The organism is Sphingomonas sp. BK345, from assembly GCF_014193845.1.
In the GTDB taxonomy this organism is placed as follows: domain Bacteria; phylum Pseudomonadota; class Alphaproteobacteria; order Sphingomonadales; family Sphingomonadaceae; genus Sphingomonas.
Window position 1 is genome coordinate 273,360 of record NZ_JACHZX010000001.1, and the last position, 12,374, is coordinate 285,733.

Annotated in this window: 9 protein-coding genes; 2 read left to right on the forward strand and 7 right to left on the reverse strand. The window is 71.7% G+C overall.

Features of this window, described 5'->3' with window-relative positions; genetic code table 11:
* Nucleotides 1–7: 7 nt before the first annotated feature.
* The 7 genes from FHY03_RS01270 to FHY03_RS01300 all read right to left on the reverse strand — a co-directional run bounded on the left by FHY03_RS01270 (nucleotide 8) and on the right by FHY03_RS01300 (nucleotide 10,339).
* A complete protein-coding gene (locus tag FHY03_RS01270) occupies nucleotides 8–1,576 on the reverse strand; it encodes a serine hydrolase (RefSeq protein WP_183928237.1) in 1,569 nt (522 codons plus the stop codon).
* Nucleotides 1,573–2,691 (reverse strand): hypothetical protein, encoded by a 1,119-nt coding sequence (locus FHY03_RS01275; protein ID WP_311721275.1) that lies wholly within the window; start codon nucleotides 2,689–2,691, stop codon nucleotides 1,573–1,575. The genes FHY03_RS01270 and FHY03_RS01275 overlap by 4 nt, the downstream gene beginning before the upstream one ends.
* A complete protein-coding gene (locus tag FHY03_RS01280; protein WP_311721276.1) occupies nucleotides 2,679–3,722 on the reverse strand; it encodes a DUF1611 domain-containing protein in 1,044 nt (347 codons plus the stop codon). Before FHY03_RS01280 ends, FHY03_RS01275 begins: the two co-directional genes overlap by 13 nt.
* Nucleotides 3,723–3,724: 2 nt before the next feature.
* Nucleotides 3,725–6,031, reverse strand: a complete 2,307-nt coding sequence (locus FHY03_RS01285; RefSeq protein WP_183921253.1) for a TonB-dependent receptor — start codon at nucleotides 6,029–6,031, stop codon at nucleotides 3,725–3,727.
* A gap of 65 nt (nucleotides 6,032–6,096) precedes the next feature.
* Nucleotides 6,097–7,377 carry a peptide MFS transporter gene (locus FHY03_RS01290; RefSeq protein WP_183928239.1) on the reverse strand — a complete coding sequence of 427 codons (1,281 nt, stop codon included), beginning with the start codon at nucleotides 7,375–7,377 and terminating at the stop codon, nucleotides 6,097–6,099.
* The gene (locus FHY03_RS01295) at nucleotides 7,365–8,354 is read right to left on the reverse strand and encodes a dipeptide epimerase (protein WP_183928241.1); all 990 of its coding nucleotides are present in this window, start codon (nucleotides 8,352–8,354) and stop codon (nucleotides 7,365–7,367) included. The genes FHY03_RS01290 and FHY03_RS01295 overlap by 13 nt, the downstream gene beginning before the upstream one ends.
* Nucleotides 8,354–10,339 (reverse strand): serine hydrolase, encoded by a 1,986-nt coding sequence (locus FHY03_RS01300; RefSeq protein WP_260158598.1) that lies wholly within the window; start codon nucleotides 10,337–10,339, stop codon nucleotides 8,354–8,356. Before FHY03_RS01300 ends, FHY03_RS01295 begins: the two co-directional genes overlap by 1 nt.
* Before the next feature lie 93 nt (nucleotides 10,340–10,432).
* On the opposite strand from FHY03_RS01300, the gene FHY03_RS01305 reads away from it, so the two are divergent.
* Together FHY03_RS01305 and FHY03_RS01310 are read left to right on the forward strand one after the other, a co-directional pair.
* Nucleotides 10,433–11,143 (forward strand): XRE family transcriptional regulator, encoded by a 711-nt coding sequence (locus tag FHY03_RS01305; RefSeq protein WP_183928244.1) that lies wholly within the window; start codon nucleotides 10,433–10,435, stop codon nucleotides 11,141–11,143.
* Nucleotides 11,140–12,369 (forward strand): dipeptidase, encoded by a 1,230-nt coding sequence (locus FHY03_RS01310; RefSeq protein ID WP_183921258.1) that lies wholly within the window; start codon nucleotides 11,140–11,142, stop codon nucleotides 12,367–12,369. The genes FHY03_RS01305 and FHY03_RS01310 overlap by 4 nt, the downstream gene beginning before the upstream one ends.
* Nucleotides 12,370–12,374: the final 5 nt, after the last annotated feature.

Below are 12,374 nucleotides of genomic sequence, written 5' to 3' on the forward strand. Positions count from 1 at the left end.
CATCCTCTCACCTCGCCGGCTCGGGCTCGAACAGCAGGTCGGCATAGTCGAAGCTGAAGTCGGCGATCGGCGACACCGGCCGGGCCGTGACGCGCGCCACCTTGCCTGCTGCGTCGAGCGCGAAGGTCAGATAGGCCGGCTCGATCGCGGGATCGTCGAAGCGCGCGACGAAGGTATCATACTGATAATGTTCGAGTCGCCCCGCCATGCGCGGCGTCGGCACGAAGCGCACCGAGAGCCCGGCGGCATCGCCGCCGATCTCGATCGCGCCGTACCAGCGGTCGGCGTAGCGGCCCACGTAGCGCGCCAGCGGCAGCGACGGTCCCACCTTGGCGGGCGTGGCCGCCTCGGCGCGCACCGCCGCCTCGGCCGCGGCGATCCGCTGCGCGCGATACTGCGTGAAGCGCGCCGGCCAGTCCTGCCGCTTCGCCCCGAGATAATGGTCGATCAGCTCCCACATCAGACCATGCCGCGGCGCGGCTTCCTCGCTGTTGAGCTCGATCGCGAAGCCGACGTGGCGCGCGGGGATCATCACCACCACCGAGGTCATGCCGAACAGCCCGCCGGCGTGCCACACGATCCGCTCGCCGCGATAGTCGCGCACCTCCCAGCCGAGCGCATAGCCGTCGAAGGTCGGCGTGGTCCCCGCGACCGGCTCGGGCAGCGGGGTAATCGGGATCGGCGTCACCGGCGCCCACATCTCGCGCCCCGCCGCGGCGGAGAAGACGCGCGTGCCATCCGCCGCGGCCCCGCCGCCTAGCTGCACCTGGAGCCAGCGCGCCATGTCGGTGGCGCTCGCCGCGATCAGCCCGGCGGGGGCGGCAGCCTGGGGCAGCTGGTCGTGCTCGTCGAGCCCGCGCATCGTGCCGGTGCCGCGCACCGTGCCGCCGAAGCGCGCGTGCGGCAGCGCGCGGTTGGGCAGCGCCCAGAAGGTCGCCAGCTCCCCGGTCGCGCCCGCCATGCCGGCGGGGGCGAGCACGTGCGCGCGGACATAATCCTCCCACGTCTGCCCGCTCACCGCTTCGATCAGCTGCCCGGCGACGGTGTAGAGGACGTTGTCATAGGCATAGCCGCTGCGGAAGCTGGTCGCGGGCGCGATATAGCGCAGCCGCCGCACGATCTCGGCGCGCGAATAGCTGCCGCGCGGCACGTACAGCAGGTCGCCCGCACCGAGACCGAGCCCGCTGCGGTGCACCAGCAGGTCGCGCACCGTCATCTCGCGCGTGACCCAGGCATCGTACATCTGGAAGCTGGGGAGATGGTCGACCACCCGGTCGTCCCAGCCGAGCTTGCCCGCATCGACCAGGGTCGCGATCGCGGCGACGGTCATCGCCTTGGCGGTGGAGCCAATCAGGAAGGTGGTGTTCGCGTCGACCCGCTCGGGCGCACCCTGCCGCCGCACGCCATAGCCCCTGGCGAGCGTGACCGTGCCGTCCTCGACGATCGCCACCGCCATGCCCGGCGTGCCCGAGCCGCGCATCACCTGTTCGACGCGCGCGTCGAAGCCTTTCGGCGGCGCGGCGGACGCGGGCGCGGCGACCAGCGCGGCGAGCAGCACGGGTGCGGCGTATCTCATGCGGTCGGCTCCGGCTGGGCCGATCCGCCGCGCCCCACGATGGTGAGCAGCAGCAGCGGCACGACGTAGATCAGGATCAGCAGCGCGGCGAGCAACCGGTAGCCGCCCGCGATCAGTCCGACCAAGCCGACACGCTCGGCGAGCAGCATGCACGGCGCGAGCAGCGCCAGTGCGAGCAGCGCGCGCGCCGGCGGCGACAGCGCCGCGCGGCCACGCGCACGCGCGACGCGCTCGTTCACCGCATGAACGGCGCCGGTGCCGCTCTCCAGCAGCGCGGCGAAGATCATCAGCTGGAAGCCGAGGTGAAACAGCGGGTGGCCGAGCCGCGTCAGGATATAGTCGGACGGCAGCACCGCCCCCGTGATCTCAGGGAGGAAGGCCGCCATGGTGACGAAGAACAGCAGCGCGGGCAGCATCGCGAGTGGCGCCGCCAGCGCACCCGCGATCACCGCGTCGCGGCCCGAGCGGAAGTGGCGCGTCACCGGCAGCACGATCACCGCGCCGACGATATTGTAGCCCGCATAGGTCAGCCCGCCGAGCGCCCAGCCCGGTGCGGGCGGCCCCGCCGCGGCGAAGGCGTCAGCGATCCGCCCGCCCACGCCCGTCAGCGCGAGCAGCAGGAACAACGCGTAGGTGGCGTAGAGCAGCACCGAGACCCAGAGGAAGACGCGTTCGACGCCCGCGTTGCCCCAGGCGACGCAGGCGGTGATGCCCGCGAGCAGCGCCAGCGTCCCCGCCAGCGCAGGCAGCCCCAGCGTCGCCGCGCCGATCTCCCCCGCCGCGGCGCCGAACACCGCGAGCACGACCACGACGAACAGCGCGTAGGCGCCCTCGAACAAGACCCAATAGCGCCCCAGCAGCGCCTGGAAAAAGGTGCGATAGTCGCGCGCGCCGACCGCGTGCGCGAGCCGGAAGGTAGCGGCGGCGACGACACCCCAGATCAGCGTCGCCAGCGCCATCGCCAGCACCCCGCCCCAGGCGCCCGCAGGCAGGAAGAACTCGGCGAGCTCGCGCCCGGTGGCATAGCCGCCCCCGATCACCACCGCCTTGAACGCGAGCCCGGGCAGCACGAACCGCCGGAAGCGGTCGGCCGCGGCGGGGCTCAGGCCGCGCACGCGTCGAGCAGCCGCTCGAAGGCGTCGCCGCCGCGGATCGGGTCGGCCGTCGGTAGGCCGAGCCGCTCGGCCGTGTGCGCGATCTCCGCCGCCGCCTCGGCCTCGGTCATGCCCGCGGTATTGAGGCTGACGCCGGCACAGCGGATCGCGGGGTTGGTCAGCCGCCCGACCGCGACCGTCTGCTCGATCACCGCCTCGATCGACGGCACATGGTAGCCCGGCGTGCCGAGGATCTGCGCGCGCGTCGGCTGGTGGCAGACGACGAAGAGATCGGGCTGACTGCCGTGGAGCAGCGCCAGCGACACCGCGGCGTAGGAGGGGTGGAACAGCGAGCCCTGCCCCTCGATCACGTCGAGATGGGTCGGCGGCGCCTCGGGGCTGAGCAGCTCGGCGGCGCCGGCGGCGAAGTCGGCAACGACCGCGTCGATCGCGATCCCCTCGCCCGCGATCATGATGCCGGTCTGCCCGCTGGCACGGAAGGTCGCGTCCTGCCCGCGCGCCTGGAGCCCGCGCGCGATCGCCAGCGCGGTATATTTCTTGCCGAGCGCGCAGTCGGTGCCGACCGTCAGCAGCCGTCGCCCGGCGCGCTTGGCGCCGGTCGCGATCGGCAGCGCGGCGGGCGGCTCGCGCACGTCGACCAGCCGCGTGCCCGCGCGCGCCGCCGCCTCGCGCAGCGCGGGGAGGTCGCCGAGCCGGGTGTGGAGCCCGGCGACCAGGTCGAGCCCCGCCTCCACCGCGGCGAGCAGCTCGGGCATCCACGCCGCCGGGATCACGCCGCCCTGGTTGGCGACGCCGATCACCATCGAGCGCGCCCCCGCCACCGCGGCGGCCGCGGGGGTCATCCGCGGCAAACCGGTGGAGACGGTCGCGGCGGGCAGCGCATGCTCGGCGAGGCATTTGTCCGCCGCCCAGTCGCGCAGCCCGAGCGCGGTCTTGGCAAAGCCCGGCTCGGTCGCGTCGCCGAGGAACAGCAGGTAGGGCGCCGCCAGTGAATGCACCGCGCGTGGGGGAGAGGCGGGAGCGTCGCGCACGATCAGAACCCGACGCCCAGCGTCGCGCCGATCGTGCGCGGCTGGATCGGGCTCACCTCGATCGCGCCGTTGGGGCGGGTCGGATAGGTCCCGGCCGAGATCAGCCCGCGCGAGTCACCGATGTTGCGCGCGTAGACCGACAGGTCGAACCGCCCCAGCGACACGCCGGCGCGCAGGCTGGCGGTGGTATAGCCGTCGAAGGTGATTCGGCGACCGAACAGGTCGCGATAGGCCGCGTCGAAATTCCCGAGCCGGTCGCTCACCGTCGACACATCGGCGCCGACATAGGGCCGCGCGCCGTCCCAGTCCCAGCTATATTCAGCCGAGACGTTGGCGTTCCAGGTCGGGGCGAACGGCAGCTGGTCGCCGTCGCGCCCGCCGTTCGAGGTGTCGCCGCGCAGCCGCGTGTTGTTGTAGGCGACGGTAGTGGTGACGGTGAAGCCGCGCGTCGGGCGCAGCGTCGCAGTCGCCTCGACGCCGTAGCTGCGCGCGCCCTCGCCGTTTGCGTCGGCCGAGATCGGCCCGGCGTCGGTCTGGAAGGTCGCGACGATCAGCGTCTTGTCCCAATCGAGATAATAGCCCGACAGGTCGATGCCGAAGGTCCGGTCGGCGGTCTCGGCGCGGATGCCGGCCTCGTAGCTCATCAGCGTGTCGGCGTCGGTCTGGAGCGGATAGTCGGGGCCGGCGCCAGGCGGCACCACGTTGGGGCCGCCGGGGCGATAGCCCTTGGCGACGCGTGCGTAGACCTCGCTGTGTGGCGCGAACGCGTAGCGCGGCGACACCGACCAGGTGAACACGCCCTCCTTGGAGGTCGCGCGGCTCTGCGACGGACCGCCGAACAGCGCGCCGTCGAGCGTCTGCGTGGTGCGCTGGTCGTTGTGGCTGTAGCGGCCGCCCGCGGTGAGGTCGAACGTGTCGCTGAAGTGCAGCGTCGCGCTGCCGAAGCCGGCGAACTCCTTGTAGGTCGAGTCCAGCTGCGCGAGGACCAGGCCGTTGAAGCCGGGGATCTCCGGCACCGGGGTGACCGGGCGGCCGGTCGCGGTGTCGAACGGGTAATAGCGCTGGTACAGCTGCCCCGGCTCGCGCGTGTAATAGCCTCCGACCAGCCACTCGAGCGTGGCGGAGCCGTTGGAGGCGAGCCGCAGCTCCTGGGTAAATTTTTTCTGCGTCGAACGGTTGGGATAGTAGATGCCGTAAGCGTCGGGCACGAGGCCGTAGATCGCGGAGGACGCATATTGCGCCAGGGTGATCCCGCCGAGATCGTTGTACGACACATCGCTCCGGTCGGTCGCGACCTGGCGGCTGTAGCTGGTGACCGAGGTGAAGCTGGCGAAGCCCAGGTCATAGTCGAGCGTGCCGGTGTAGAGGCGGTAGCTCACCTCGTTGCGATCGGGGAAGAGCTGGTAGCGCACCTCGCGCCCGCCGGTGCTCGCGCCGGTGAACGGGTCGGCGGTGATCGGGCGCAGCGTCGCCGCATCGGCGTCGAAGGCGTTGCGCGAGTCGACCTCGATGTTCTGCAACACCGCGGTGAGCCGCAGCGACAACCGGTCGCTCGGTTTGAGCAGCAGCGAGGCGCGGCCGCCGTAGCTGCGCGCGCGGTTGACGTCCTCGTCGGCGATACCGATCGCGTCGATATAGCCCGCGCTGCGACGGTAGAAGCCGCTCGCGCGCAGCGCCACCGCGTCGCCGAGCGGCACGTTGACCAGCGCGTTGCCGTAATAGCCCGTGCCGCCGTCGCGCACCGTCTCGGCGCCGCCCTGCCCGCGCGCCTCCCACTTGCCCAGCTTGGGGGCGACGGTCACATATTTGACCACGCCACCCAGCGAGTTGGCGCCGTAGAGCGTGCCCTGCGGCCCGCGCAGCACTTCCAGCCGCTCGATGTCGAACGTGTCGAAGTCGCCCGCCAAGGTCGCGCCGTTGGTCTGGCCGGTGCTCGAGCCGAACGGCGTGTCGTCGAGATAGACCGCGACCGTCGGGCTGGCGCCACCGGCGTTGATGCCGCGCAGCACGACGCGGGTCTGGCCGGGATTGCCCGACTCGAACGACAGGCCGGGTACCAGCGCGGCATAGTCGGCGATGGTGCGCGCCTGGCGCTGCTCCAGCGCCTCGCCGCCCAGCACCGACATCGACTGGGGCACGTCCGACAGGAGCTGCTCGCGCTTCTGCGCGGTGACGATGATGTCGCCGACCTGCGCGGCCTCACGCTCGGGCGGCGCGGCGTCTGGTGACGCCTGCTGCGCCGCCGCTGCCCCGCCGAGGAAGAGCGCCAGCGCGCTCGCGACCGACGCGCTACGACGAATGTTCCCCATCGCTTCCCCCTCGATGTTGCCAATTAGGATGCTAATGTCCTGATTGGAGAATAGTCAATCGCAAATTAGCTCCGCTCGCCCGTTCTGATCACTTGGATTGATGCCGGGTCGACCGCCGCCAGCAGCACCGCGGCGAACGCGGCCAGACCGGCGAGCAGCAGGAAGAAGGCGCCGTGGCCCAGCGCGGTCCAGGCGGTGCCGACCAGCCCGGCGGCGAGGCTGCCCGCGAAGGTGGCGAGGTACCAGGCCGCCACGGTGGTCGCGCCCAGCCCCGCGGGGGCGAGCCGCGCGAACAGCCCCAGACCGGTCGGCAGGATGTGCAGCTCGCCCACGGTGAGCAGCGCGAAGAACAGCGCGAGCCACAGCCAGTGCGAGGCACCTCCGCGCGCCGCCAGCCCGGCGAGCAGGAGATACGCGCCCGCCACGATCAGCGCACCCACCGCCATACGCCGCACCGGCCGCTCCGCGCGGCCGCGCTCGGCGCGATGCCGCCACCGCGCCAGCAGCGGCGGGGTCAACGCCATCACGAACAGCGGGTTGAGCGACTGGAACCAGGTCATCGGCACGATCGCGGCGCCGGCGCGGCGATCGACCCCGCTGTCCGCCCAGAGCGCCACGGTGTTGCCGACCTGCTCATAGGCGGCGCGAAAGATGGTGACGCACAGCGCCACCGCGACCAGCAGCAGCGCCACCTCGCGCGTGAAGCGGCCGCGCGGCGCGGCGTGGCGCACCGGCGCGGCGCGCGCAGTCGCGGGCAGGTAGCGTTGCCCCCATAAGTAGATGCCCAGCCCCGCCACCATGCCGACCCCGGCGGCGCCGAAGCCGTAATGCCAGCCGTACAGCTCACCCAGCGTCCCGCACAGCAGCGGCGCGAGGAAGCCGCCGATGTTCACGCCGACATAATAGACGTTGTACGCCCAGCCGACGCGCGGGTCGCCGGGGGCGTAGAGGTCGTCGATCTGGCTCGGCAGGCTCGGCAGGAACAGCCCGTTGCCGAGCGCGATCGTCACCAGCGCGACGTAGAAGAGCGGCTCGAACGCCATCATGAAATGGCCCAGCGCCATGATCGCGCCGCCCAGCACGATCGCGCGCCTCTTGCCGAGCAGCCGGTCGGCGATCACCCCGCCCAGGATCGGCGTGAAATAGGCGCAGGCGGTGTAGGCGCCGTAGATCAGCGAGGCCTGCGCCTGCCCCAGCATCAGCTGCTTGGTCATGTAATAGACCAGCAGCGCGCGCATCCCATAGTAGGAGAATTGCTCCCACATGTTGGTGAGAAACAGCACCGTCAGCCCGCGCGGCTGACCGAACCAGGTCGGCGCGGGCGGCGCGGCGCTCACCCGCCCCATATTTCGGCGCCGGCGTAGAGCAGGCCGTCGTCGTAACGCACGCCCGGCGCGCGGTCTTCGGCGAGGAAGGTCGGGCCGTCGAGGTCGACCAGGTCGGCGAGCTGGCCCAGCACGAAGCCGGGCGCGGTGGCGAGACTGGTGCCAATCATCGTCCCCACCATCACGCCCAGCCCGAGCCGGCGCGCCGCGGCGGCCATCAGCAGCCCCTCGGTGAGCCCGCCGCACTTGTCGAGCTTGATGTTGACCACGTCGAAGCGCCCGACCGCGCCGGCGACGTCGGCGAGCGTCAGCAGGCTCTCGTCGCCCGCGATCGCGATGGCGGAGCGGTAGCCGTCGAGCGCCGCCTCGGCGCCGCGGGCGAGCGGCTGCTCCAGCAGCGACACGCGGTGCGGCAGCAGGCCAGCGACCAGCGCGTCGAGTTCGGCGCGCGCGAAGCCCTGGTTACCGTCGACGCCGAGCCACACGTCGGGGCGCGCCGCACGGATCGCGGCGACGCGCGCGAGGTCGAGGTCCAGCTCGCCGGTCAGCTTCACCTTGATCGAGCGCGCCCGTGCGTAGCCGCGCGCCACCGCCGCCATCGCCGCGGGCGTGTCGGCGCTGACGGTGAAGGTGGTGACGATCGGGCGCGGCGGCTCGCTCAGCCCGGCGAGCTGCCACACCGCCGTGCCGCTGCGTCGCGCCTCCAGGTCCCACAAAGCGGCGTCGACGGCGTTGCGCGCGCCGCCCGCGGGCATCAGCGCGCGCAGCTGCTCGCGCGTCGGCCCCGCCTCAATCGAGGCGCGCGCCGCCTCCACGTCGGCCAGCATCTTCGCGACATCGTCGCCGAGATAATAGGCGCCGGCGCCCTCGCCGCGCCCCTGGTGGGTGCCGTCGTCGAGCGTGACGACCAGCACCTCGGCAGTCTCGAAGACATAGCCTGAGATGCGGAAGGGCTGTGCCAGCCGCAGCGTCGCGGTCTCGGTGGCGAGCCGCAGCATCAGTAGAACACCGTCAGCGCGAGCAGGTGGAAGGCCGCCGCGACCCACAGCACCGCCAACGTGGCGACCAGCAGCAGCACCGCCCACAGCTTGCGCGTCCACGGCCGGCCGCCGCGGAGCGTCACGACCGCGTTCCAGCCCGCGATTCCGACCGCGCCGACGAACACGACGATGCTGGCGATCTGGAGGAACGTCACCGAGGCGTCGCCCGGCGCGCTGTCGCCGAACAGCACCGAGATCAACCAGAACCAGCCGCCCAGAACCAGCAGCACCGCCAGCGCCATCACCCGCGCAGCGCGCGCCGCGCGCAGCGGCACCCCGGCGAGCGGCGCGGCGGCCTGGTAGCGGCGCCGCAGGTACCAGTTCGCGGGCCAGAACAGCGCGGTCAGCAGTAATACGACGAGGCTGGCGTAGAGCGCAGGCAGCAGCCAAGCGGCGTCGCGGTAGGCGGGCACGCGGTCCCACACCATGAAGGGCGAGACGAGGTCGAAGCTCCAGCGCACCGGCTGCCCGTCGACCAGCTGCGCCGCGAGCCGGTCGTGTCCGGCGGGATCGCGCCAGACGTACGGCGCGACCTCGACCCAGGTGACCGGCACGCCGTTGGCGCCCTTGACCGAGGGGATGACGAGCCGGCCCTGCGCGTCGGCGCCCACCTCGGCCTGGCCGAACAGGTTGGCGATGTCGACGAAGTTGGTGAAGGACGAGCGGCTCACCTGCCAGTGGCCGGCGAGCGCCGCGGCGTGCCGGCGCGCGGTGGCCGTGTCGACGCGCCCGGCGGGCAGAGTCGCGGCGGGGAAGTAGCGGTCGGCGAAGTCCTGGAACAGTTGCCCGCGCGCGACATGCGCCGCGCCGTCGCGCCCGGCCGAGTTGAACGAAACGTACAGCCCGGTGCGCTCCGCCAGGAAGAGGTGAAGCGAGGTGTGCATCTGATTCGTGTCGCCCAGGTGCGCGATCACGCGGCGACCGTTGATGTTGGTCTCGAAGAAGCCGAGCTCCATGCGGTTGAGCGGCGGGATCAGCGATCGCGGGTTCACCTTGGCGAGCGGGCTGTCGTGCATCAGCGCCGCGGTCTCCGGACGCAGCACGCCGCGCCCGCCGTCGAGGTGCGCGATCATGAACTTGGCCATGTCGAGCCCCGAGGCGGAGAGCGACCCCGCCGGACCGGGCACGACGATCTCGAACGGCTTGGGATCGCCCGAGCCGAGCGGATAGCCCTCGGCCATCAGCCCGCGCAGCCGCGGCGGCAGCGGCTGACGGAAGCTCGCCGTGCGCATGTCGAGCGGGCGGAAGATGCGCTGCTCGACATAGTCGTCGAACGGCACGCCGCTGACCCGCTCGACGATATAGCCCGCCAGCGTCGTCGCCCAGTTGGAGTAGGCCGGGGTCGTACCCGGCGCGTAGACGCGCGCGGGGACGTGGCGCTTGAGATAGGCGCCGATCGGCTCGACGTCGCGCGCGTCATAGGTGATCAGCTTCTTGTTCGCCTCCTCGAACCCGGCGGTGTGCGTCATGATCTGGCGCAGCGTGATCGGTTGCCCGTGAAAGGCGGGGATGGCGAAATCGAGGTAGCGGTTGACGTCGGCGTCGAGGTCGAGCTTCCCGGCTTCGACCTGCTGCATCACCGCGGTCCAGGTGACGAGCTTGGATACTGAGCCAGGGCGGAAGAGGGTGAGGTTCGGATCGACCGGACGGCGCTTCGCGACGTCGGCATAGCCGTAGCCGCGCGCCGCGATCACCTGGCCGTCGCGCACCACCGTCACCACCGCGCCCGCGATGTCGCCACTGTGCAGCGCATACGGCATGTAGCCGTCGAGCCAGGCGGTGACGTCCTCGCCGGTGAGCGCGCGACCGACCGTGGGTGTGACCGGTGCCGCGGGCGCGGCCGGCTGCGCCACCGTCGGCGCGCCCGGCTTCACCGGCGCCTGCGCTGGCGCCAACGCCGCGATCGCCGCCGCGCCGAGCGCCGCCGACACCCACGCGAGCATCCGTCCCGTCCCCATTGCCGCCGCCTCCGCTTGTCGTTATCCTCAGGTATCATCCTGATCAGGACAAGGTTATCCTGTTTAGGCGCCTCGTCAATGGCTCATGGAGGACGCGCTTTGCCGACATCGCCCCCGACCCTGGGCGCGCTCCTCAAGGGGCTCCGCGCGCGCGAGGGCTGGACGCTCAAGGAGATGAGCGCCAAGTCCGGCATTCCGGTCTCGACCCTCTCCAAGATCGAGCACGATCGGCTGACGCTGACCTATGACAAGTTGCAGGTCCTCGCCCGGCGGCTCGGCATGCGCATGACCGACCTGTTCGCCGAGGAGAGCGAGGAGGCGGCGCAGCCCGTCACCGCGCGACGCAGCCTCGGCGACGTCGCGCATTCGGTGCGCGTGGAGACGCCCAACTACGACTATTACTACCTCTGCACCGAGCTGCGGCGGAAGCGCATGATCCCGGTCGTCACCAAGATCCGCGCCCGCTCGGCCGAGCAGTTCGGCGAGCTGGTGCGTCATTCGGGCGAGGAGTTCCTCTACGTGCTGAGCGGGCGGGTGGAAGTGCAGACCGAATTCTACGATCCGGTCACACTCGAGCCCGGTCAGGCGATCTACATCGACTCGAGCATGGGACATGCCTATCTCGCCGCGACGGGCTGCGAGGAGGCCGAGGTGCTGGCGGTGATGTCGAGCGCCGAGGAGGAACTGATGGAATCGCTGCTGACTCTCCACCACGGCCAGCGCGGCGCGGGCGCCGAGAATGAGAACGACCCGCCCGCGTCGCCGCGCCGCCGCGGAGGCGCCCGATGAGGGCCGCTCTGCTCGCCGCCGCGGCGCTGCTCGCCGCCACGCCCGCCGCCGCGCAGGACTATACCGCCCGCGTGGCGCGCGTGCTCAAGGCAACGCCGCTGATCGACGGCCACAACGACTGGCCCGAGGCGCTGCGCGAGCGCGAGGGCGAGAAGCGCTGGACGATGGACCTGCGTGACCTCGGCGCGAGCGACCCCGCCTACAACACCGACATCGCGCGGCTGCGGCGCGGGCTGGTCGGCGGGCAGTTCTGGTCGGTGTGGGTGTCGCCCGACCTGCCCGGCAAGGAGCAGGTGGAGCAGACGCTCGAGCAGATCGATCTCGTCCGCTCGCTCGCCGACCGCTACCCCGACACGTTCGCGTTGACACGCACCGCCGCCGACGTGCGCCGCGCGCACGCCGCGGGGCTGATCGCCTGCCTCATCGGCGTGGAGGGCGGCGGCCAGATCGACGGCAGCCTCTCGGTGCTGCGCGCCTATGCCGCACTGGGCGCGGGCTATCTCACCCTCACCCACTCGCGCACGATCGACTGGGCCGACTCCGCCACCGACGATCCGCGCCATGACGGCCTCACCGACTTCGGGCGAAAGGTGGTGCTCGAGCTCAACCGGCTCGGCATGCTGGTCGACCTGTCGCATGTCAGCGAGAAGGTGATGCGCGACGCGCTGGCGGTGACGCGCGCGCCGGTGATCTTCTCGCACTCGGGGGCGCGCGCGCTGAACGACCACCCGCGCAACGTGTCGGACGACGTGCTGCGGCTGGTGGCGCGCAACGGCGGCGTGGTGATGGTCGACTATGCGCCTGGCTATGTCGCCGACGCCTACCGCCGCTGGTCCGCCGACTCGCTGGCCGAGAAGGCGCGGCTCAACTCGCCGCCGTACAACGGTCTCGACATCGGCCAGCCGGACAAGGCGGCGGCGGATTACGCCGCCTGGCTACGAGCGCATCCAGCCCCGGCGGTGACGCTGTCGCAGGTGGCGGATCATATCGCTCATGTCGCCAAGGTCGCGGGTGTCGATCACGTCGGGCTCGGCTCGGATTTCGACGGCGTTGGCGCGACCTTGCCGCAGGGACTCGGCGACGTGTCGACCTATCCCGCGCTGCTCGCCGAGATGATGCGCCGCGGCTGGTCCGACGCGGACGTCGCCAAGCTGGCCGGCGGCAACGTGCTGCGCGTGATGGAAGGCGCCGAGCGGGTCAAGGCGCAGTTCACGTCGCGGCAGTGACCCGG

Coding starts and splice junctions, on each gene's coding strand:
- FHY03_RS01270 (WP_183928237.1), bottom strand. CDS start 1,576: ATGAGATACGCCGCACCCGTGCTGCTCGCCGCGCTGGTCGCCGCGCCC.
- FHY03_RS01285 (WP_183921253.1), bottom strand. CDS start 6,031: ATGGGGAACATTCGTCGTAGCGCGTCGGTCGCGAGCGCGCTGGCGCTC.
- FHY03_RS01290 (WP_183928239.1), bottom strand. CDS start 7,377: ATGGGGCGGGTGAGCGCCGCGCCGCCCGCGCCGACCTGGTTCGGTCAG.
- FHY03_RS01295 (WP_183928241.1), bottom strand. CDS start 8,354: ATGCTGCGGCTCGCCACCGAGACCGCGACGCTGCGGCTGGCACAGCCC.
- FHY03_RS01300 (WP_260158598.1), bottom strand. CDS start 10,339: ATGCTCGCGTGGGTGTCGGCGGCGCTCGGCGCGGCGGCGATCGCGGCG.
- FHY03_RS01305 (WP_183928244.1), top strand. CDS start 10,433: ATGGCTCATGGAGGACGCGCTTTGCCGACATCGCCCCCGACCCTGGGC.
- FHY03_RS01310 (WP_183921258.1), top strand. CDS start 11,140: ATGAGGGCCGCTCTGCTCGCCGCCGCGGCGCTGCTCGCCGCCACGCCC.